The sequence below is a fragment of the Alistipes sp. An116 genome (assembly GCF_002161005.1).
Taxonomy (GTDB): Bacteria; Bacteroidota; Bacteroidia; order Bacteroidales; family Rikenellaceae; genus Alistipes; species Alistipes megaguti.
The window spans coordinates 22,607-44,014 of sequence record NZ_NFLR01000011.1 but is presented as its reverse complement, the minus strand read 5'-3'; the positions used below and the strand labels follow the sequence as shown (position 1 = coordinate 44,014).

The 21,408-nt window shown below is 60.4% G+C and carries 16 protein-coding genes; 15 read left to right on the top strand and 1 reads right to left on the bottom strand.

Annotated elements, in window-relative coordinates; all coding sequences use genetic code 11:
* Positions 1-362 precede the first annotated feature (362 nt).
* The 8 genes from B5E60_RS08755 to B5E60_RS08720 all read left to right on the top strand — a co-directional run bounded on the left by B5E60_RS08755 (position 363) and on the right by B5E60_RS08720 (position 13,449).
* On the top strand, positions 363-3,209 hold the full coding sequence (locus B5E60_RS08755) for a TonB-dependent receptor (RefSeq protein ID WP_239403294.1): 2,847 nt from the start codon (positions 363-365) through the stop codon (positions 3,207-3,209).
* 53 nt (positions 3,210-3,262) lie between these two features.
* The gene (locus tag B5E60_RS08750; protein ID WP_239403293.1) at positions 3,263-4,465 is read left to right on the top strand and encodes a DUF4876 domain-containing protein; all 1,203 of its coding nucleotides are present in this window, start codon (positions 3,263-3,265) and stop codon (positions 4,463-4,465) included.
* Positions 4,466-4,578: 113 nt separating this feature from the next.
* Positions 4,579-6,144, top strand: coding sequence for a DUF6850 family outer membrane beta-barrel protein (locus B5E60_RS08745; protein ID WP_239403292.1), 1,566 nt, complete (start codon positions 4,579-4,581; stop codon positions 6,142-6,144).
* A 29-nt stretch (positions 6,145-6,173) separates the two neighbouring features.
* On the top strand, positions 6,174-8,345 hold the full coding sequence (locus B5E60_RS08740) for a hypothetical protein (RefSeq protein ID WP_087311125.1): 2,172 nt from the start codon (positions 6,174-6,176) through the stop codon (positions 8,343-8,345).
* A complete protein-coding gene (locus tag B5E60_RS08735; protein WP_087311172.1) occupies positions 8,345-9,889 on the top strand; it encodes a thiol protease in 1,545 nt (514 codons plus the stop codon). The genes B5E60_RS08740 and B5E60_RS08735 overlap by 1 nt, the downstream gene beginning before the upstream one ends.
* 11 nt (positions 9,890-9,900) lie before the next feature.
* Positions 9,901-10,311 (top strand): HmuY family protein, encoded by a 411-nt coding sequence (locus B5E60_RS08730; RefSeq protein ID WP_239403291.1) that lies wholly within the window; start codon positions 9,901-9,903, stop codon positions 10,309-10,311.
* A gap of 244 nt (positions 10,312-10,555) precedes the next feature.
* On the top strand, positions 10,556-12,145 hold the full coding sequence (lnt, locus tag B5E60_RS08725) for an apolipoprotein N-acyltransferase (RefSeq protein ID WP_087311123.1): 1,590 nt from the start codon (positions 10,556-10,558) through the stop codon (positions 12,143-12,145).
* A gap of 14 nt (positions 12,146-12,159) precedes the next feature.
* Positions 12,160-13,449 carry a bifunctional folylpolyglutamate synthase/dihydrofolate synthase gene (locus tag B5E60_RS08720; protein ID WP_087311122.1) on the top strand — a complete coding sequence of 430 codons (1,290 nt, stop codon included), beginning with the start codon at positions 12,160-12,162 and terminating at the stop codon, positions 13,447-13,449.
* A 339-nt stretch (positions 13,450-13,788) separates the two neighbouring features.
* Here the strand turns inward: B5E60_RS08720 and B5E60_RS08715 are convergent, their stop codons facing one another.
* On the bottom strand, positions 13,789-14,094 hold the full coding sequence (locus B5E60_RS08715) for a DUF3467 domain-containing protein (protein ID WP_087311121.1): 306 nt from the start codon (positions 14,092-14,094) through the stop codon (positions 13,789-13,791).
* Positions 14,095-14,292: 198 nt separating this feature from the next.
* Here B5E60_RS08715 and B5E60_RS08710 point away from each other — a divergent pair, with 198 nt between their 5' ends.
* From B5E60_RS08710 to B5E60_RS08680, 7 genes are all read left to right on the top strand, one after another.
* Positions 14,293-14,970 carry a LysE family translocator gene (locus B5E60_RS08710; RefSeq protein ID WP_087311120.1) on the top strand — a complete coding sequence of 226 codons (678 nt, stop codon included), beginning with the start codon at positions 14,293-14,295 and terminating at the stop codon, positions 14,968-14,970.
* Entirely contained in the window at positions 14,957-15,679 is a 723-nt protein-coding gene (gene cmk / locus B5E60_RS08705) for a (d)CMP kinase (protein WP_087311119.1), read from the top strand. Before B5E60_RS08710 ends, cmk begins: the two co-directional genes overlap by 14 nt.
* 262 nt (positions 15,680-15,941) lie before the next feature.
* Positions 15,942-16,808 (top strand): 4-hydroxy-3-methylbut-2-enyl diphosphate reductase, encoded by an 867-nt coding sequence (locus B5E60_RS08700; protein ID WP_204246463.1) that lies wholly within the window; start codon positions 15,942-15,944, stop codon positions 16,806-16,808.
* A 21-nt stretch (positions 16,809-16,829) separates the two neighbouring features.
* Positions 16,830-17,312, top strand: coding sequence for a hypothetical protein (locus B5E60_RS08695; protein WP_087311117.1), 483 nt, complete (start codon positions 16,830-16,832; stop codon positions 17,310-17,312).
* The gene (locus tag B5E60_RS08690; protein ID WP_087311116.1) at positions 17,305-18,966 is read left to right on the top strand and encodes a S41 family peptidase; all 1,662 of its coding nucleotides are present in this window, start codon (positions 17,305-17,307) and stop codon (positions 18,964-18,966) included. The genes B5E60_RS08695 and B5E60_RS08690 overlap by 8 nt, the downstream gene beginning before the upstream one ends.
* Before the next feature lie 28 nt (positions 18,967-18,994).
* Complete coding sequence (locus B5E60_RS08685; protein ID WP_087311171.1) at positions 18,995-20,170, top strand: sensor histidine kinase; 1,176 nt, start codon at positions 18,995-18,997, stop codon at positions 20,168-20,170.
* Entirely contained in the window at positions 20,167-21,402 is a 1,236-nt protein-coding gene (locus B5E60_RS08680) for a DUF4271 domain-containing protein (RefSeq protein ID WP_087311115.1), read from the top strand. Before B5E60_RS08685 ends, B5E60_RS08680 begins: the two co-directional genes overlap by 4 nt.
* Positions 21,403-21,408: the final 6 nt, after the last annotated feature.

The following is a 21,408-nucleotide window of genomic DNA, read 5'->3' as shown; positions in this document are numbered from 1 at the left end:
CCCGTGCGGCAAATCCGTCCATACGACATTCCGCCAGCCAATTGCCACAAACGGTCCATGCAGGTCCTCGTCTCAATCAGTCATAAACGGGGGAATCTCCAAAGAAAGATTAATTAAAAAACTTTCAAACTCCGATACATTTCCTGAATTTATCATTATATTTGCACCGTAACGATTGTTTCTTGCCAATCAACGCAAGCTATAATAAAATATTGAAACGCCGCGATTCCGCTTACAGAAAAAATCCAAATCAAGCCAATCGACGTCATAAAATATATTTATTTAATACAATTGATTACAAATCGTAACTTTCCCCGCCGGTTGGAACGAGGAATTAGAAGAGAAACCGATTAGATGACCCGATGATGAGACGATTTTTGCGACTTCTGACCCTGACCCTGCTCTTTTTGCCGACCGCATACACCTCCCGAGCCCAAAAGAATACCACCCCCCTCTACTCGATCTCGGGACAGGTTGTCAATGCCGAAACCGGTGCCCCCGTGCCCCTGGCTTCGTTCGTGGTCAACAACACCCTCGGCGTGGTCACCGATGAGGCCGGAAAATTCAAACTCGACCGGCTGAAGGGCGGCCAAATCACCTACCACGTCTCCTTCCTCGGATTCAGCCCCGTAGAGCGAAAGATCACCCTCTCGGCCGACATCAAGGATCTCAAGATCGCCCTTGAACCCCTCACTCTCGGTCTCGAGGAGGTCGTCGTCACGGCTCAGCCCACCGACGCCGGTTCGACCTCCAAGATCGGCGAAGAGGCCATCCGCCACATTCAGCCCATGAGCATCAGCGACATGTTCCAGCTCCTGCCCGGAAACCTCTCGACTAACCCCGGACTGAACGTCGCCAGCCAGGCCTCGATCCGCGAAATCGGATCCAACGCGAACAACGCAATGGGTGCCGCCGTGGTCGTCGACGGCGCCCCGCTCTCGAACGACAGCAACCTCCAGGCCCTCTCGCCCTCGCTGGCCGGCAGCGCCTCCAACCAGTCGATGAACGGCATGAACGATCAGACCACCGCCGGAAAGGGCGTCGATCTGCGTTCGATATCGCCCGACAACGTCGAATCGATGGAGGTCATCCGCGGAATCCCCTCCGTCGAGTACGGGAACCTCACCTCCGGCGTGGTCATCGTCAAGACCAAGACCGGAGCAACCCCCTGGGAGGCCAAATTCAAGGCCGACCCCTACTCGAAGATGATCTACGCCGGAAAGGGCTTCGCCCTCGACAACGGAGGCGCCATCAACGCCGGCGTCGACTGGACCCAGTCGTTCGGCGATACCCGCAAACGCTATCTGGGATACGACCGCATCACCGCCACGATCGGCTACTCGAACAACATCGATGTCGCCGGACGGCCCATGCTCCTGCGCATCAACGGCACCTTCTACTCGAACGTCAACAACAGCAAGACCGACCCGCAGATGCAGATCACCAGCAGCACCTATGAAAACCAGTACATCGGCGCCCGCCTCAACCTCGAGGGCAGCTGGAAACTCAACGGCACCGTGCTCTCGGCCCTGGACTACAACCTGATGGTCTCACAGTCCTATCAGAGCGACCGTCTGCACGAGTATGTATCGTCCCCGAGCGGCGTGATCACCAACACCACCACTCCCGGCATGAACGAGGGTATCTTCCTCCCGTCGACCTACTACTCGGACTACGAAATCGAAGGCAAACCCCTGAATATCTATCTGCAGGTCAAGGCTAACAAGATTATCCAGTTCGGGGGGGGGAACTTTACGAACCTGCGCATCGGCGCCGACTGGCGGTATGACACCAACTACGGCCGCGGTCTGATCTTCGACGTGCTGCTGCCGCCGCAGAGCACTTCGAGCCAGACGCTGCGTCCGCGTTCGTTCCGCGACATCCCGGCGCTGAACAACCTCGCCCTCTTCGCCGAAGACCGTCTCAACCTCAAGCTCGGCTCCACGTCGCTGGCCCTGCAGGCCGGTGTGCGTCTGACGAACATGTTCCTCGATCCGCAGGCCCGTCAGGACGACATCTTCACCGTCGAGCCACGCGTCAACCTCACCTACACGCTCTTCGACGGACCGAAAAGCATGCTCGCCCTCACCGGCGGCTGGGGTCTCTCCTACAAGGCGCCAACGCTGCTCTACCTCTATCCCGACAACGTCTACTTTGACCGCGTCAGCCTGGCCAAGGTCTCGAATTCGGACCCCAACGGCTCGCTGGCCGTCCTGTCGACCGACATCCTCACCAATCTGGCCAACCCGGATCTCAAACCCGCCCGCAGCCGCAAGTTCGAGGCCGGTCTGACCTTCCGTCTCGGAACCGTGCGCGGCGCCGTGACCTACTTCCACGAAAAACACACCAACGAGTTCGGTTTCGCTTCGCGCCCCCACTACATGCACTACGTGACCTTCGATGTCCCGACCTCGGCCACCGATCTGCGGTTCGAAGAGGGACAGGTCACCTACACCGACCAGGCAGGCCAGAAAACAACCGCCGCAACCCGTCAGGATGACTACATCGGGACCTATTACACCCCGACCAACAACTCGCGCAGCGAAAAACAGGGCGTCGAATACAGCCTCGATCTGGGAACGTGGCGCGCCCTGCGCACCTCGCTCTTCATCGACGGAGCCTGGTTCCACATCCGACGCACCGACGAACAGGACTATTACTCGAAAGTCACCGAAAACGACGACTACATCCGTCTGATGCCCGCCGGAAGCGGCACGATTCAGGATCGCGTGAACACCAACTTCCGATTCATTACCCACATCCCGCAGCTGAAGCTCGTCTTCTCGACCACGATGCAGGTCGTCTGGTACGAAAGTGAACAGAACATCTGGCAGGACGAGGCCGGAAACAACCGCTTCCAACCAACCGCCGACGGACAATTCCTGCAGATCTGCCCCCTGGGATTCTACGACAAACAGGGCAACTACACCCCCTGGCAGACGGAATTCGCCTCCGACTCGCGGTACTCGCAGATGGTCTCCCGATCCCTGCTGACGGCCTACGACCGCGAAACGTTCCGCCCGTGGGTGATGTTCAACTTCCGCCTCACGAAAGAGATCGGCCGGATCGTCGAACTCTCCTTCACGGCCAACAACTTCACCCGAACCTCCCGCTGGCACTACTACGACACCCGCACCGGATACAAGCAGATCTACCCCGACATGTACTTCGGCGCCGAACTCAAACTCCATATCGGCAGCAAACGCTGATCCTTCCGATATTTCTTCGAAAACAACCCAGAGTAATTTAAAACAGAAAGACGATGAAAACGATGAATCTGAGGGCGAAAGTCCTCCTGCTCCTGGCCTCGGGAGCCCTCTTTGCGACCGGCTGCAGCAGCAGCGACAACGATGATAATAACGGAACCGGCGGTGGCAGCGGTTCGAACAAGTTCAACCTTACGGTCACGCTGACCGCTCCGTCGGGATACGAAACCTCCGACCTGCCCGCCATGTCCGTGACGGCCGTCAACGCCGACAAGGAACTCACCTATACCGAAGAGCTCGCCGCCGGCGAAAACTCCGTCACCTTCGAAGTCTCCTCGGGCCAGTACCGCATCACCGCTACCGGCCAGTATTCGAATACAATCTCCTTCACGGGTGCCGCCCAGGCCGATGTATTCGCCGATCAGAGCGCTACGATCGCACTGGCCGAAGTCAACGAATCGCCTCTGATATTCAAGGCTATCTACTCGACGTCGAGCCCCGCATACTCGATTACGGACACCTATTTCGAGATTGTCAACAACTCGGACAAGGTGCAGTATCTCGACGGTCTGATCGTCGCCTCGGTCACCCCGTCGACCACCGCCACCAACCCCTGGGAGACCGTCTACCCGCTCTATCCCGTCTATGGCGTGGCTGCGGCTTTCCCCGGCTCGGGAACCGAACATCCGCTGCAGCCCGGTGAGAGCATCGTCGTGGCCAACGACGCCACCGACTGGACTGCCCAACAGGGCGCCGACCTCTCGAATGCCGACTGGGAAATCTACATCCCGAACGTCTCCGTCCCCAGCGCCGACGTCGACTACGATGCGGCCAACCTGACCATCATCTTCAACGAAAACACCCAGCGTCAGCTCAATCCCGGATTCATGAAGGGCGCCTTCCTGCTGGCCAAACTGCCCGACGGCATCACCCCCGAAGCCTATGCCAGCGACAGCGAAAACTACATGGTCGAACCCAATACGACCAAAAGCCAGCGCAACCTGATGATTCCGAGCAGCTATCTGCTCGACGCCGTCGAGATCTGGGACGCCTCCGAACCCGAACAGGCTCAGCTGCTCATGGCGCAGGATGATGCGGGCAAGGCCTATGTCACCGGATTCTCCGGCAAGTGCATCCGCCGCAAGGTCACCAAGATCGAAAACGGCCGGGCCTACTATCAGGATACCAACAACTCGTCGAACGACTTCCTGACGGATCAGCCCCTGACCCCCGGTCAGGAGCCCACGCAGGCCGACTGACGGTCCTCGTCTGCCGCCGTCCGCGGACGACCCTTCCTCAACCGAAACGGCTCCCTCGTCAAGGGCAGAGCCGTTTCGGTTCAAAACAAACCTTATCTAACGGATCTACTGTCATGAAAAAATTCCCGACCAGCGTTCTGTGTCTGATGTGTGTGCTTGCGGGCGGGGCCTCGCTCCGGGCTCAGGAGAAGGTGCAACTCCCCGTCTACAAGGAGTTGGAACGCTCCGGAAACCTCTTCTCCGAAAGCCACAACCCTACGTCGCTGTGGTTCTCGCCCCTGAGCAATATGATCGACTTCCAGGCCGATTACAAGCTCGAACGCGGCGACTTCCACGACCTGGACGAATCGTCCAAAACCGGACACTTCGGCGTCGGAATGGCCGGCCGGCAGCGCTTCAACAAGGTCGTCTGCGCCGGAAGTATCCGATACGACGACGGAAAGGAGTTCGCCCGGCGTTGGAACTCGACCCTGCAGATTGCCGACGACAATCCGTTCATCCTCGGCGATTCGATCCCCTCGGACTTCAACACCCAGCGCTTTGTGCTCTCGGGAAACGTGGCCTACCATCCGTTTGACAGGCTGACTCTCGCCCTCAAACTCGACTACGATACCGGAAGTTCGGCCAATCAGACCGACCCTCGTCCCAAAACCGACGGCATGCATTTCGTCATCACGCCCGGGATCCAATACGGACTGGGCGCCGGATTCTCGCTGGGCCTCTCCGGATCGTTCAACCTCATGAGCGAATCGATCACCCACACGGTGCTCGATCCCCGCGAATCGTACGTCTACTTCCGGTTCAACGGTCTGGGCGACTACAGCACCATCTCGACCGGTACGTCCCAAAGCTACCCGCGCGACTACAACGGCACGGAGTATACCGGGGCCCTGCAGCTGGCCTGGGATTCGGGACGCGGCATCGCCAACCTGCTCGAGGTGCGCTACGCCTCGAACAGCGAAGAGGCCCGCGACGGCGGAGCCACGTTCACCTTCCTCGGCGGAGACTACTCGCGGACGGGATTCTCGGTCAGCGACCGCATCCGCTTCGGAAACGAACGCCGCGTCCACAACCTCATCATCGGCTGGCAGCACAAGACCGTCGAGGGCATCTGGTACGAACAGACGGCCTACTACGATCCCGAAAAGAATAACCAACTCGCATTCAAGATCCAGACTTCGGGCCTCAAAAACCGGGAAACCGCCTCCACCCTGCAGGGTGAATACCGTTTCGACCTGCTGCGCGAAGGGACTCCCAGTTTCTCGCTCGATGCCGGCGCACGGCTCGAACAGTCGGAAACCATCCACTACGAAGGCGACGGAAACAGCCGCAAATATACCCGCGTAACGGGCGGCGTCACCGCCTCGAAGTTCTTCTTCTTCGGTCGCAACCAGCTGACGGCGGCACTCGGCGTAGCCGGCGGCAGCGCCCTCAACGCCTCGCAAACCGTACAGGAGCGTCTGCGCGAGGTATACACCGACCCGCAGTTCGAATACATGACCGGAACCTGGATGGGCGGCAACGTCGAAATCCGCTACCGGAGGCTCTTCGGCAATCTCTGGGGTGGTCTGTTCGCCCGCGCAGCCCTCAAATACTACCTGGGCGCCAACACCTTTACCGACCGGTACGATGCCACCGACCGCCGTTGCTTCACCTTCGGCGCCGAAATCCTCTTCTGAAACACAACACCTCAAACACGACCAACAACATGCATTTTCTGAAAAAAGTGCTCCTCGCAGCGCTTCTTCTGTGCCAGGCCCCGCTCCTTGCCGCCTCGCACAGTGGTTTCGCCGTCGTCATCGACGAAAAAAGCTACGCCGAAGCGCGTCCCCAGGTCGACGCCTACATCGCCCAGATCGAAACAAGCGGTCTGAAGGTCCATCTGGTCATCGACCGAACCTCGCAACCCGATTCGCTGCGGAATCTGCTCCGAGACCTCCACGCCCAGAAAGAGGCCCCGATCGAAGGAGCCGTGCTGATCGGCGATATCCCGGTCGTCATGGTCCGCGACGCCCAGCATCTGACCAGCGCCTTCAAGATGGATCAGGAGGCCTTCGACCGCTGGGAATCCTCCGTGCCGTCGGACCGCTTCTACGATGACTTCAGCCTCCGGTTCGAACCCATCGGCCCCGACTCGATCCACCCCGGCTGCTGCTACTATTCGCTGACGGCCGAATCAGCCCAGCAGACCCGTCCCGACATCTACTCGGGTCGCATCCGCCCCACGGACTGCAACGGCACGAGCCGTTACGAAAAGCTGCGCCATTATCTGGAAAAGGTCGTGCAGGCCAAGCAGCATCCCGAACCCGTCGATCAGATCCTCTTCTTCAGCGGCAACGGGTTCATCTCCGAATCGATGGTGGCCCGCATCGACGAAAAGGCAACCCTGCTCGAACACTTCCCCTGGCTCGAGCGTCAGCGCAACGGTATCAGCTACATCGACCACAAACGCGACGTCCATGTCAAGTCGCGTCTGAAAAACGAAATGCGCCGCCGCGACCTCGACTACGCCGTCCTCCACCATCACGGAGACTGGAATACGGAGTACCTGAACGACCTGCCCAAAACCAACGACACCCGCGAGCAGATCGAACAGATCAAACTCTATCTGCGCGAATCGATGCGCCACGCCGCCGCACACGACATCCCGGCCGACAGCGCCCGCGCCCGCATCGCACGCCGCTACGGCGAGTTCCCCGACGCGTGGTTCGACGGAGCGGACGATGCCTCGCTGCGCACCCGGGACTCGATCTATCTGAGCGATCTGGACCTCTATCTCGAGGATTTCGACAACTATGAACCCGGCTGCCGCGTCGTGTCGCTCGACGCCTGCTTCAACGGATCGTTCCACCGCGACAACAGCATCGCCAACGCCTATATCTTCGGCCCGGGTCAAACCGTCGCCGTCCTGGCCAATTCGGTCAACGTTCTGCAGGACAAGTGGATCGACCGCTATGTCGGACTGCTCGGTCTGGGCATGAACGTCGGCAATCTGGTCAAGTACGCCCCCTATCTCGAACAGCACATCATAGGCGACCCGACCTTCACCTTCGCATCGGCCGACCCGAAGATCGATGTCAACCGTCTGCTGCGCGACGACAAGACCTCCACGTGGCGCCGCATGCTCCGCGAGGAACGTTACCCCGCCCTGCAGGCCCTGGCCGTCGAAAAACTCTTCCGCCGCGGTGAACTCTCCTCGCAGGAATTGCTGCGCATCTTCCGCGAAAGCCCCAGCCATCAGCTGCGCATGCAGAGCTTCATCAACCTCTCGGAGTGCCGCGACGACGCCTTCATCGAGGCCGTCTCGCTCGGTATGACCGACAGCTACGAAATGGTCGAGCGTTTCGCCGCCAACGTCCTCGCCCGCAGCGGCGACGAGCGGCTTATCCCCGCCATGATCGCCGCCTCGATCCGCAACAACACCTCCGAACGCGTCGAATTCGCCCTCAAACAGGCCATGCCCATGTTCGAAGAGAAGAAACTCCTCAATGAGTTCGAACGCCAGTTCCCGCAGACAAACTACCTCGATGCCCGGAACGTCCACGACCAGATCCGCCACGCCATCGAGGTCAACGCCAACCGCTGGATCGCCCCCATGCAGAAGATCATGAGCCCCGACTGCTCGAAAAAGAGCCGTCTGCAGGAGATCCGTTCGATGCGGAACTACCACATCCACTTCCTCGTGCCGCAGCTGCTCGAGTACATGCGCTCGTGTGACGACCCCGACGTGCAACAGGCCATGCTCGAAGCCTTCGGATGGTTCACCCTCTCGGTCAACCGGCAGATGATCGCCGACACGGCCCTCGAAATGAGCCACGACGAGAAGCTCGCTCCCGAAGTCCGCAACGAGGCTCTGAAAACCTTTAACCGGCTGAAATGATGAAACGTCTGCTGCTCGCAGGGCTGCTCGCCGCCGTCATCCTGCCCGTCGCGGCCCAGCCCTATCGCAAAAGCTATGCGGTGCCGACGCCCACCGAAGAGGTGCTGAGGATCCGTCGCTCCAGCGCCTGGACCCCCTCGACGCCCGACCCGGTGCAACTCCCCGCAAGCGTCGACAACTCGACGCTCAAGTTCTTCCCCAAAGTGTTCTACCAGCAGGGAGGTTCGTGCGCCCAGTCGTCGGGCATCCGCTACCTGTTCACCTATGAGATGAACCGGGTGCGCGGTCTCGACGCCCAGGCCTCCGACGAGAACACATACAGCTACTTCTTCACCTGGAACTTCCTCAACGAAGGCATCGACCAGGGCGGGTTCGCCGAACAGGGCCTCAACATCGCCAAACAACAGGGTGCCATGTCCCTGGCCGACTTCCCCGATCCGACGTTCATCTCCGGCTACATCTGGGCCTCGGGATATGACAAGTACATCCGCGCCATGCACAACCGCGTGAAGGAGATCTTCACTATCGACGCCACCACCCAGGAGGGCATCGATCTGGCCCGCCGTTACCTCTACGACGCCGGAAACGGAAGCCCCCACGGCGGTATCCTCTCCTATTCGGCCCTGGCCAACGGCTGGACCTTCGACACCGACTACTCCGGCCCCTCGCAGACCGGGTACAACTACCTGCTCACCAAGCTGGCCACGGACGGAGCCCACGCCATGACCATCGTCGGGTATGACGACACGGTCGAATTCAATGACGGGCAGCAGACCCATCGCGGCGCCTTCATCGTCGTGAACTCCTACGGCGAATGGTGGGGCGACCGCGGACGGTACTACCTGCCCTACTACTTCTTCCTCACCGATCGGACCCCCTCGGTGCTGAGCCACGAATTCACCGGCTGCTCCTGCACGGAGTATACCCCGAAGGTCATCTTCCGCGTCAAGGTCTCCTACACGTCGCGCAACGACCTCGCCTTCACGATGGGCGTCGCCGACAAACCCTACGCCGTCACCCCGACCATAACCGTGCAGCCCCCCATCGCCATCAACCAGGGCGGTGACCACCCCATGCAGGGCGAATATGTCGACAACGGTAATACGATCGAACTGGCCTTCGACTTCTCGGAGGTCGCCGACCGATACGCCGGCTATGCCGAACCGAAATACTTCCTGTCGATCACCCGCTCGGAGATCGGCAAACTCGGAAGCGGTACGCTCGACGCCTTCTCGGTTGTCGATGCCCGCGATGCCGACCATCCGCAGACCTACACGTGCGAACTGGAGAACCCCGTTCCGCTCGAAATGGGCGCCAACCTCTTCTCGATCGCCACCACCGCCCTGCAGACCACCTCGGCATCCGCCGTATCGTGGATTGACAACTTCGGCGTGCCGTTCACCTCGCCCTACGTGCTGCGGACGGCCAGCGGCAAGTATGCCAAGTTCTCCGTCACGGACTACGATGCGGGCAGCGGCCGCCTGACGATCCGTTACCTCTATCAGCACGACGGATCCCGAAACCTGAACAGCTTATCGGATTAAATCGCATGCGTATGAATACACGACACAGGATCATCGCGCAAATGGCTCTGGCCGGCTGTCTGTGGCTGGGAGCCTGCTCGCAGGACAACAGCAATACGCCGGGCACACCCGCCGAACCCGCCCGCGTCGAAAGCCTCACCATCGAAGGGCTCAACGACCAGACGTGGGTCTACGTCTCGCTCGAACAGGGCAAGGTCGTGGGCTCAAGCCCGCTGGGCGACGAGGAGCAGGATGCCGCCTGGAAGGCCCGCACCGATTGGGATTTCGCCCTCTGCGGCGAGCTGATCCGCACCAACAGCGGAACCTCCGGCACGGGCAACGGCGGTATTCAGTCGGTGACCAACAAGAGCTTCAACGCCCTGGACGAGGCCCCGACCGACGGATATACGGTCGACACGGACGACCGCATCATACGGCACTGACCTCCCCGCACCGAACTCACCCGAAAAAGGGACGTTTGCCCGTCGGCAGACGTCCCTTTTCACAGGCTGTCCCGCCGGCCCGAAAAGACCGGTCCGACACCGGTCGCCGACTGCTCCCGCAAACAACCGACCGTCCCGCATCCCGGCGCCCTCGGGCCACTCGGCTCCCGCACGGCCAAATCACGAAAATATTTTGAAATATGACGGCATTTGACTACTTTTGCGCCATAAAAACACCCCCTTGATGTTGCGCAGATTTGCAGCGGTAATCTATTCGGCCATCTTCCTTGCTCCGGGATGGCTCGGCGCCACGGGCTTCACGCTCTTCGCCGGACTCGTACCCCTGCTCTGGATCAGCGATTCGCTGAGCGCATCCCGTCGCGACTGGTGGCGGATGTTGGGGTGGGCCACGCTGGCATTCGTGCTGTGGAACGCACTGACCATCTGGTGGATCTGGTATGCAACGCCCGTCGGACCCGTGGCCGCTACCGTCGCCTCGACGTTCCTCAATCTGATCGCTTTCATGCTCTTCCACACCGTCTCGAAGCGTGCCCACAAGGCCCTGGCCTACGTCACGCTCGTCACGGTCTGGATCACGACCGAATACTGGTACACCGTCGGCGACTTCTCGTGGCCCTGGCTCATCCTCGGAAACGGCTTTTCGCACGCGGTCTGGATGGTGCAATGGTACGAATACACCGGCGTCTTCGGCGGTTCGCTCTGGGTGCTGGTGGTCAACATCCTCTTCTTCGAGGCCTGGAAGGAGCGCCGCAATCCGCGTAAATGGGGTGCCGCGGCTGCAGCCCTGATCCTGCCGATGGGAGTGTCGCTGGCGGTCAGCGCCGGATGGAAGCAACCCGACGAGGGAACGGTCCGCGTCAGCATCATCCAGCCCAATGTCGACTGTTACGACAAGTTCCACGGCGACGCCGAACGGCAGGAGCAGAATATTCTCGATCTGCTCGGACAGGTGCCCGACGACGCTCAGTTCATCCTGCTGCCCGAAACCGCCGTCCCGGGATATTACGTCGAACCCGCACTGAGCGACTTCCCCTGGAGCAGCGACGAGGCCGGGGCCTTCTGGCTGCAACTCACCGATTCGCTGCGCCGCAACCATCCCGACGCCCTGCTCGTCACCGGCGCCAATACCATCCGCCGCTACGCCCCCGGCGCACAGACCGAAACCGCCCGCCGCGACCGCTTCTCGAACGGGTACTACGATGTCTTCAACACGGCCGTGGGACTCGACTCCGCCGGCCGCATGCAACTGCACCACAAAGGCCGGCTGGTCATCGGCGTCGAAAACACCCCGACGTGGGTCTTCGACGTCTTGCGTTTCCTGGTCATCGACCTGGGCGGTGTCGTCGGGCAGATCGGAAAAGGAACCCACGGATCGGCCTTCGAGCATGACGGCGTCCGGATCGGCCCGGCCATCTGTTACGAGGGACTCTACGGCGACTTCTACGGCGATTTCGTCCGCCGCGGCGCCCAATTCATGACCATCGTCTCCAACGACGGCTGGTGGGGCGATACCCCCGGCTACAGGCAACTCTTCTCGATCTCGAGACTGAGAGCCATCGAGCACCGCAGGGCCATCGCACGCTCGGCAAACACCGGAGAGTCGGGTTTCATCTCTCCCACGGGCAAGGTCGGACAGACGCTCGGTTGGGAGGAACGAGGCATTCTCTCGGCGGAGGTGACCCTCAACTCGCAGATGACCTTCTACACTCGCTACGGAGACTTTGTGGCCCGCATCTCGGAGTATGTGCTGCTGCTCTGCCTCCTCTATTTCGCAGCCTATCGCGTCAAGCGACGAAACCATCTTGTGAAATAACTCATTTTGCTGTCATGAACTATAACCAGACTCTCGAATTCCTCTTTCAGTCGTTGCCCGCCTTCGAAACCCAGGGCGCAACGGGGTACAAGCCGGGATTGGAGCGGATCTCCGCATTCTGCCGACACATCGGAAACCCCCAGCGGAACTTCTTCACCATCCATGTGGCCGGTACGAACGGCAAGGGCTCCGTGGCACACATCATCGCCTCGGTGCTCCAACAGGCCGGATACCGGACCGGACTCTTCACCTCGCCCCATCTGATCGACTTCCGCGAGCGCATCCGCGTCGACGGCGAGATGATCCCCAAACAGAAGGTCGTCAACTTCGTCGACAAGCATCATGACAAGATGGTTGAACTCGAACTCTCGTTCTTCGAAATGACCGCGGCCATGGCTTTCGACTACTTCGCACAGAGCGACGTCGAGGTCGCCGTCATCGAAACCGGCCTCGGCGGCCGGCTCGATGCCACGAACATCATCGTCCCCATTCTGAGCGTCATCACCAACATCGGCCTCGAACACACCGCCCTGTTGGGCGACACTCTCCCGAAGATCGCCCGCGAAAAGGCCGGAATCATCAAGAAGAGCATTCCGGTGATCATCGGCGAAGCCGATCCCCGCTACAACGAGGTCTTCGAACAGATCGCAGCAGCCAACAAGTCGCGCGTGATCTATGCCGAAAAGGAGTTCCGCTGCGAGGAGCACCACACAGAGGGTGATTACCAGCACTTCCGGCTCCGCCGCACACGCGACAACCGGGAGTTCGATGCCGAACTCGATCTGAAGGGCGAATACCAGGTCCGCAACATCGTGACGGCTTCGGCCGCCGTCGACTTCCTCCACGAGGAGACCCCGCTGACGATCTCCCGCCGCGCCTATCTCGAGGGTCTGCGCAATGCGGCTGCCAACACCTCGCTCATGGGCCGCTGGCAGAAGCTGGGCGACGCCCCGCTGACGATCTGCGACACGGGGCACAACGCCCACGGAATCGCCTGGGTGGCCGAGCAGCTCCGCTCGACGCCCCACAGGGAGCTCTACTGCGTCATCGGATTCGTCCGCGACAAGGATCTGGCCCACATTCTGCCCCTGCTGCCGCGCGAAGCCCATTATCTCTTCACACAGGCCCGCTCCGAAAGGGCGCTCCCCGCCGCCGAACTGGCTGCCAAGGCTGCCATCTACGGGTTACAGGGTGAAGCCTTCGGGGAGGTGGGCGAGGCCCTGAAGCGGGCTCGCGAACTGGCTTCGGCCGAAGACATGATCTTCATCGGCGGAAGCACCTACGTCGTGGCCGAGGTGCTCTGATCCCGGCGGGCGAAGGGGCGAGCGGAAAGGCCGGCGGGCAGAGAAACCGGCGGGCGGACGAAGGGGCGAGCAGAAAGGCCGGCGGGCGGACGAAGGGGCGGGCGGAAAGGCCGGCAGGCAGAGAAACCGGCGGGCGGAGAAGTCGGCCGAACAGGTGCGACCGTCGCAGACCTCCAACGAAAAACCGGCCCGGCAACCGACACGCAGCATCCAGCCCCCGTAATTGACTCGCTGAACCCGTTCCCGCCATTGACTCGCAGAATCCGACAGACTCGTAGAATCCCGCCCCCGCAAACAGACAAAAAAGAGCGAAACCCCGCAAGGTTCCGCTCTTTTGCATCAGGCCTGGCCCATTTTGGGACCCGTATCCGGAATCGGCGTCGGGGTCGGAATCTCAATCTTGCCCACGTTGCTCTCGTAACGGATGATGTTGTCCTGCAGCGAGCGAAGCAGCCGCTTGGCATGCTCCGGCGTGAGGATAATGCGACTCTTGACCCGCGCCTTCACTACCCCCGGAAGCACCGTCGCAAAGTCGATGATGAACTCCGAGGTGGAGTGCGATATGATGGCCAGATTCGAATAGTGTCCCTGGGCCACCGAATCGTCCAACTCAAGGTCGATACCAAACTGTTTCATCTCTGCCATTCCCTTCGAAAGATTTGGTTTATGCAAATTTAACCGCTTTCGGCCCTCGATGGACACCCCCCGGACCAAAAGTTTTCGATATTTTATCAACAGTCCCGACCTCCGGAACATACTCCCGGACCCTTTTTTCCCGTTTGTTGCCGCGGATACGATCCTTTTTCGTATCTTTGTCATCCAAACCTGCACACTCCGGGCATTATGGCATTCGAGATCGTTGAAACCCTCTTCCGCGGAATCTGCGTGGGCGTCGCGGCTTCCATCACCGTCGGCCCCGTAGCCGTGCTGTGCATCCAGCGAACCCTCTCCAAAAGCCGACGGTCGGGAATCGTCTCCGGAATCGGAGTCGCCTGCGCCGACACCTTCATGGCCATGGCTGCCCTCTTCTTCTACTCGATGCTCCAAACCCAGATCGAGCAGTACAACACCCTGCTCAGGGTCATCGGCGGCATCTTCGTCGTCATCGTCGGCGTCTTCATCTTCGCCCAGAACCCCGTCCCCCAGATCCGCCGAAACAGAGCCGGGAAAAGCTCCCTCTGGCAGGACTTCGCATCGATATTCGGCCTGACGATCGCCAACTTCATCATGGTCGTCCCCTATATCCTCGCCTTCTTCGCCGTCTTCAAAATCTCGAGCGGCGAAATGACCGACCACACCGTCGGCGGATTCTTCCGCGCCCTGTTCGTCATCGCCGGATTCTTCTGCGGCGCCGCCACCTGGTGGACCTTCCTGGCCTGCGTGATCAACCTCTTCCGGAGAAGATTCCGCCCCCGCCACATGCTCACGATCAACCATGTTGCCGGTATCATCATCGGCATCCTCGGCATTTACACCATATTATCCACCTTCTTTGACATCTTTCCAAATGTCGGACACTAAAAAGACAAATCCCAAAATCATAATCGCCGTCGACGGATACTCCTCCTGCGGCAAAAGCACCTTCGCAAAGGCCATTGCCGCACGGCTGGGCTACATCTTCATCGACACCGGCGCCATGTACCGCGCCGTGACGCTCTACGCGCTGGAACACGGCGCCATCCGCTCGGGAATGGTCGACGAAGAGGCCGTCGTCAAGCTCCTCGGCGAAATCTCGATCACATTCCGCTTCAACCCCCAGCGCGGAGCCAGCGACATCTACGTCAACGGCGATCTGGTCGAGGGAAAGATCCGAACGATCGAGGTCTCGAACTGCGTCAGCCAGGTCAGCGCCATTCCCGAAGTACGCCACAAACTGGTGGCCATGCAGCAGGAGATGGGGCGCCGGCGCGGAGTGGTGATGGACGGACGCGATATCGGAACGGTCGTCTTCCCCGATGCCGAACTGAAACTCTTCATGACGGCCGACCCCAAGGTGCGGGCCGAACGCCGTTACAAGGAGTTGCGCGAAAAGGGAATGGAGGTTTCGCTCGAGGAGATCGAGCGTAACGTCCGCGAACGCGACAAGGCCGACATGAGCCGCGCCGTCTCGCCCCTGCGTCAGGCCGAGGATGCCATCGTACTGGACAACAGCCACATGACCGTCGACGAACAGATGACATGGTTCCTCGACCGTTTTGCCCGGGTGACCAGACAGCACCCGGATCGGTAGAACCGGCTCCGAAGCCCCGAAACGAGTGAAGCAAGGACCTGCGGATGGAGAAAACCGAGCAGGGAGAAGCGGGCCGAGCGAGGGGGGGGCAGAGGGAAGAGAGGAATAGGAAGAGAGGGACTCGAGCGTAAGGAGAGGGGCACACTGGAGAGGCCGGACGGAAAGAAGCCGGACGGAAAGAGAGGTCCAAACGCAAGGCGAAATCCGAACGGGCAGGAGCCTCAGGACAACGCGAAGAGTCGAAATAACTAAAATTGGACTTATGCATATCGAGATAGACGACAAATCGGGATTCTGCTTCGGCGTGGTCCGGGCCATCTCGCAGGCCGAGGAGGCCCTGGCGGAAGGCGGGACGGTCTATTCGCTCGGAGATATCGTCCACAACCGCATCGAGGTCCAGCGCCTCGAGGAGCTGGGGCTCCACACCGTGACCCACGACCGGATGGAGGGGATTGCCGGCGGCCGGCTGCTGATCCGAGCCCACGGCGAGCCTCCCACAACCTATGAACGGGCACGAAAGTTGGGGATTCACGTCATCGATGCCACGTGTCCCGTCGTGGCACGGCTCCAGCGGAGAGTCAAGCAGGCCTACGAGGCGATGCTGCCCGTCGGCGGACAGGTCGTCATCCTCGGAAAGCGTGGACACGCCGAAGTCGTCGGTCTCACGGGGCAGGTCGACGGACCGATCCTCGTCATCGAACGAGCCGAAGATCTGCGGCAGATCGACTTCGCGCGCCCGATCCACTTCCTCTCGCAGACCACCCAGAGCATCGCCCTCTTCGAGGAGCTCGGCGCCGAGATGAAACGTCGCGCCAAAGTCCCCGAAGACGTCCGCATCGACGACACGATCTGCCGACAGGTCGCCAACCGCGAGCAGTATCTCACGCAGTTCGCCGCACGCTTCGATGTGGTGATCTTCGTCTGCGGCCGCAAGTCCTCGAACGGAAAGGTTCTCTCCGAGGTCTGCCGCCGCGCAAACCCGAAGACCCACGTGGTCGAAGAGCCCGCCGAGATCGACAACGGTTGGTTCGCGGGGGCCCGAAGTGTCGGAATCTGCGGCGCCACCTCCACCCCCAAGTGGCTGATGCAGCAGGTCGCCGATGCAATCGATAAAAGAACAGTTCAGTGAATCATAAATAGTAGTTTTTCCATGAAATACTTCATCCGTTCGCTAAAATATTTCTGCGCCCTGTGCGTTCTCTGCCTGGCGATCATGTATCTGAACCGTCTGGCCGGCACGGCACGGCTTTCGGTGAGCGACACCTTCTACGTGATGTTCCACACCCCGCGAGGCATGATGCTCCCCGTGGTAATTGTCATCCTGGCCGCCTTCTACCCCAAATTCGGATTCGTCTCGCGCCAGGTCGAGGGCGACATCGACGAAAACCGGCAGCAGATCCTCAACGCTTTTGGCTCCGAAGGATTCTCGCTCCGCAGCGAAGAGGAGGGCACATTGACCTTCCGCGCCGACAACTGGGGCAAAAAACTCCTCATGCTCGGCGAGGACGAACTGAAAGTATCACAATATGGACAATGGATCCGCATCGAGGGTAACCGCCGCGGCGTGGCCCGCGTCCAGTACCGCCTCGACTCCTACATGCAGATGATTCGTCACGATGAAAAGAATGAATAGAAAATACCGCCGTTGGACCGTCGCAGCCGCCGTCGTGGCTGCGGCTGCCGTCACCGTTTTCGCCGCCCGAAACGACTTCGGGCTCGGCCGCAACATGGAGATCACCGTCAACATGATGCGTGAACTCTCGCTCAACTACGTCGATCCGATCGACCCCGACCGTCTGATGGAGGGGGCCGCCGCCGGCATGGTCAGCGATCTGGACCCCTACACGGAGTACATCCCCGAAAAGAACATGCAGGACTTCGAACTGCTCACGACCGGCAAGTACGGCGGCATCGGCGCCCTGATCCGCCAGAAGGAGGATTACGTCCGCATCGCACAACCCTACGAGGGTTCGCCCGCCGATCTGGCCGGTCTGCGCATTGGTGACAAGATCCTCGCCATCGACGGAAAGGATGCCCGAGGCTTGACCACGCAACAGGTCTCCGACCGGCTGAAGGGACAGCCCGGCAGCAAGGTCCGCGTGACGGTCGAACACCTCGACGGCACGCAGGAGACCCAGAGCATCCGCCGCCAGCGCATCGCCATCCCCGGAGTCCCCTATGCCGGGTGGATCGCCGACGGCATCGCCTACATCCGCCACAGCGACTTCACCGAAGGATGTTACGAGGAGATGCGCGCCGCCCTGGAGCGTCTGCGCCGGGAGGGCGAGCTGAAGGGGCTCGTGCTGGACTACCGCTCGAACGGCGGAGGTATCATGCAGGAGGCCGTCAAGATCCTCGGCATGTTCGTCCCCAAGGGAACGGAGGTCGTCAGCACGAAGGGCCGCTCGGAGAATTCAAAGCAGGCCTTCCGCACCGAGACGGAACCCATTCTGCCCGATCTGCCCCTCGTCGTACTGATCAACGGCAACACGGCCTCGGCTGCCGAGATCGTATCAGGGGCCCTGCAGGATCTCGACCGAGCCGTCCTGATCGGCCAGCGCAGCTTCGGAAAGGGGCTCGTCCAGACAACCCGCCCCCTGGGTTACAACACCATGCTCAAGCTCACCACCGCCAAGTACTACATCCCCTCGGGGCGCTGCATCCAGGCCATCGACTACTCCCACTCGCAGGAGGGGAGCGTGCGCACGGTGCCCGACTCGCTGATCTCCGAATTCTCGACCCGCGCCGGCCGGAAGGTCTATGACGGCGGCGGAATCATGCCCGACATCCGCACCGAACCCGAATACATCTCCCGCTTCGCCGTAACGCTCTATGCCCTGGGATTCATCGAGGACTTCGGGGATGAATACACCCGCCGGAACCCCGGCAAGCAGATCGACATCCGCTCGTTCTCGATCACCGATGCCGACTATGCCGATTTCGAGGCCTTCATGAAGGACAAGAAAGTCCCCTATGAATCGGATACCCGCCGGGCAATCAAAGCCCTGAAGAAGGCGGCCGAGGAGGACCGGTTCACCGATCTCGAAGAGCGCTTCGAAAAACTCGAGGCCGAACTCAAGGACGACACCCAGACCAATCTCGAAACCTATCGCGAACAGATCGTCGACGCCATCAACAACGACATCGTCCTGCGCCACGGCTATCAGGCCGGCGTGATCGAACACTCGCTCGGAGACGACCCCGAAGTCAAACGCGCCCTCGAGGTGCTCGGCGCCCCCGAAGAGTATGCCCGGATCACGACCAGTCAGGATACCGCCCGCAAATAGTCTGCAGTTCCGATAAATGCCGCCGGCCATGAAAATCCATGCGCACAAATTCTCGTTCCGAAACCGCGTCGTCGTCATCATCGTCGGCGTGGCGCTCGGCGCCGTGTCGCTGCTCTACACCAACGAAATGGCCCGCAAACTCAAGGGTAAGGAGCAGCACGACGTGGCCCTCTGGGCCCACGCCATGGAGCGCGTCAGCCGCGATATGATGGGAACCATTCAGGACCCCCTGGTCGCCGATATCATGTCCACCGGAAACAACATTCCGTTCATCATCACCGACGAAAACCTCGAGGTCATCAACTCTCACCTGATCCCCGACAAGATCATCGACCACCCCGATCGGCTCCGCAGGCAGATCGACAAGTTCATGTCCGAAAACCAGCCCATTCCCGTGCGGTTCCGATTCTCGTCGGAACATTACCACCTGATCTTCTACGGAAAATCGACCCTGCTCAAGTCGCTCTACTACTTTCCCTATATTCAGATCATCGTCATCGCGGCGTTCATCACCCTGGGATTCATTGCCTTCCGCTCGTCGAAGCACGACGAGCAGAACCGCGTCTGGATCGGTCTGGCCAAGGAGACCGCCCACCAGCTGGGCACTCCGACCTCCTCGCTGCTCGGATGGATCGAGTATCTCCGCTCGCAGAATATCGACCAGGCGGCCGTCGAAGAGATGAACAAGGACCTCACCCATCTGATGAAGATCACCGACCGCTTCTCGAAGATCGGCTCCGAAACCCCGCTCACCCCGGCAAACATCAACGAGGTGGTCGGAGAATCGGTCATGTACTTCCGCAAGCGAATCCCCCGCAACGTCACCCTCGACTACAACGGGCTGGCCATCGCCCCCGTACAGGCCAACATCAATGCCGCCCTGTTCGAGTGGGTGGTCGAGAACCTCATGAAAAACTCGCTCGACGCCCTGCAGGGACACGGCACCATCGACGTCAGGATCTCTTCGGACGACAAACACGTCATGATCGATGTAAAGGATACCGGAAAGGGAATCCCCAAAAGCAACTGGAAACGCATCTTCGAGCCCGGATTCACCACCAAAACCCGCGGCTGGGGACTCGGACTGTCGCTCTCGAGACGTATCGTCGAGGAGTATCACCAGGGTAAGATCGCCGTGATCGACTCCGAAATCGGCAAGGGAACCACCATCCGCATCACCCTTAAACGCACCTTTGCCGCATGAGCCGGGATTGGGCACATAGCATCGTGGTGACCGAGATCCCGAATACGACGGCGGAGCCCGTCAAGGAGACCTTCCGGGAGGCCGGGGATGAGGAGCAGGACCTCGCGAGCGAAAAAACCTCGACAGCGGGACAACATGCCGTAAAGAGCAAGCCGGCGACCACGGGACAGCACGTCGCAAACGGGAAACCGGTGGACTCGGAACAGCATGCCGCAAACGAAAAACCGGCGACCGTGCGGCCAAGAGCCGAAAACGGGGCAGGAAAGGCTCAAGCAACATCCGGAGCCGCGGTTCAAACCGCCGACGAAGAGTCGGTGCGGAGCGTGGCCGATTCGCTGGCGGCAAAGTCCGACTCGCTGAGCCTTGCGGCCGATCCCGCCTACTCGTACGAAGCCGAGGCCTTTCACTATTCGGAGCTCGATTCGGTCCGTTTCGGATGGAGCTCCAGCGGAACTCCACGCCCGAATTCCGCGCAACTCCCCGGACGTGACACCACCGTGGAGGCCCTGTTCGGCGCACAATCCTGCACCGTACAGACAGAACGCATCGAACGACCCGTCAGCGATTCATTCACCGACAATGCCGTTTTCCAGAGTTTCGTGCTGCTGCTCGCCGCAACCTATGCCACGCTTCTCTATCGCAATCTGGGAGACGTGAGAACCCTGCTGAAACGCATCTCCCGAGACTCGGCTGCCGGCGAACGCCTCTCCGAAGAGCCCGGCGCAAACGGCTTCTCCCGCTTCCTGAACGTGACGGCCGCAATCGGCATGCTCTTCATGGGTGTCATCGTCGTCAAGTACGGCGACACGCTCATGCCCCCCGAATTCGGACGCGCGCTGTCCCATGCCGCCGTCCTCGCGCTGAGTCTGACGGCCTCGCTGCTCTGGGCCGTCATCATCCTCTTTCAATCCTCGATCATCCGTATCACCGGAGCCATCACCCTCACCCAGCCCTTCACAGCACAGCTCTCCCTGCTGCGCCGAACCTATTTCGCGCTGGCCGTCATCGTCACCTCCCCCACGCTCCTCCTCTTCGCACTCTGCCCCCGCGGCACCGGCGGTGCCTGGTTCATCCTCGGAGCCGTCGAGTTGATCATTACGGCCGTTTTATACCTCAGGGAATCCCTGAACCTCTTTATTTCTAAAAAAATTTCGATTTTGCATTGGTTTTTGTACCTTTGCACCGTGGAAGTCTTCCCAATCAGCCTCTTATGGCTCCTGGCGGCAAGATGATACACG

Excerpts from the sequence above, each read along its gene's own strand:
- B5E60_RS08720 (WP_087311122.1), top strand. The coding sequence starts at position 12,160 with ATGAACTATAACCAGACTCTCGAATTCCTCTTTCAGTCGTTGCCCGCC.
- B5E60_RS08750 (WP_239403293.1), top strand. The coding sequence starts at position 3,263 with ATGAAAACGATGAATCTGAGGGCGAAAGTCCTCCTGCTCCTGGCCTCG.
- B5E60_RS08690 (WP_087311116.1), top strand. The coding sequence starts at position 17,305 with ATGAATAGAAAATACCGCCGTTGGACCGTCGCAGCCGCCGTCGTGGCT.
- B5E60_RS08745 (WP_239403292.1), top strand. The coding sequence starts at position 4,579 with ATGAAAAAATTCCCGACCAGCGTTCTGTGTCTGATGTGTGTGCTTGCG.
- B5E60_RS08695 (WP_087311117.1), top strand. The coding sequence starts at position 16,830 with ATGAAATACTTCATCCGTTCGCTAAAATATTTCTGCGCCCTGTGCGTT.
- B5E60_RS08755 (WP_239403294.1), top strand. The coding sequence starts at position 363 with ATGATGAGACGATTTTTGCGACTTCTGACCCTGACCCTGCTCTTTTTG.
- B5E60_RS08730 (WP_239403291.1), top strand. The coding sequence starts at position 9,901 with ATGAATACACGACACAGGATCATCGCGCAAATGGCTCTGGCCGGCTGT.
- B5E60_RS08685 (WP_087311171.1), top strand. The coding sequence starts at position 18,995 with ATGAAAATCCATGCGCACAAATTCTCGTTCCGAAACCGCGTCGTCGTC.
- B5E60_RS08710 (WP_087311120.1), top strand. The coding sequence starts at position 14,293 with ATGGCATTCGAGATCGTTGAAACCCTCTTCCGCGGAATCTGCGTGGGC.
- B5E60_RS08700 (WP_204246463.1), top strand. The coding sequence starts at position 15,942 with ATGCATATCGAGATAGACGACAAATCGGGATTCTGCTTCGGCGTGGTC.
- B5E60_RS08740 (WP_087311125.1), top strand. The coding sequence starts at position 6,174 with ATGCATTTTCTGAAAAAAGTGCTCCTCGCAGCGCTTCTTCTGTGCCAG.
- B5E60_RS08735 (WP_087311172.1), top strand. The coding sequence starts at position 8,345 with ATGAAACGTCTGCTGCTCGCAGGGCTGCTCGCCGCCGTCATCCTGCCC.
- B5E60_RS08715 (WP_087311121.1), bottom strand. The coding sequence starts at position 14,094 with ATGGCAGAGATGAAACAGTTTGGTATCGACCTTGAGTTGGACGATTCG.
- cmk (WP_087311119.1), top strand. The coding sequence starts at position 14,957 with ATGTCGGACACTAAAAAGACAAATCCCAAAATCATAATCGCCGTCGAC.
- lnt (WP_087311123.1), top strand. The coding sequence starts at position 10,556 with ATGTTGCGCAGATTTGCAGCGGTAATCTATTCGGCCATCTTCCTTGCT.
- B5E60_RS08680 (WP_087311115.1), top strand. The coding sequence starts at position 20,167 with ATGAGCCGGGATTGGGCACATAGCATCGTGGTGACCGAGATCCCGAAT.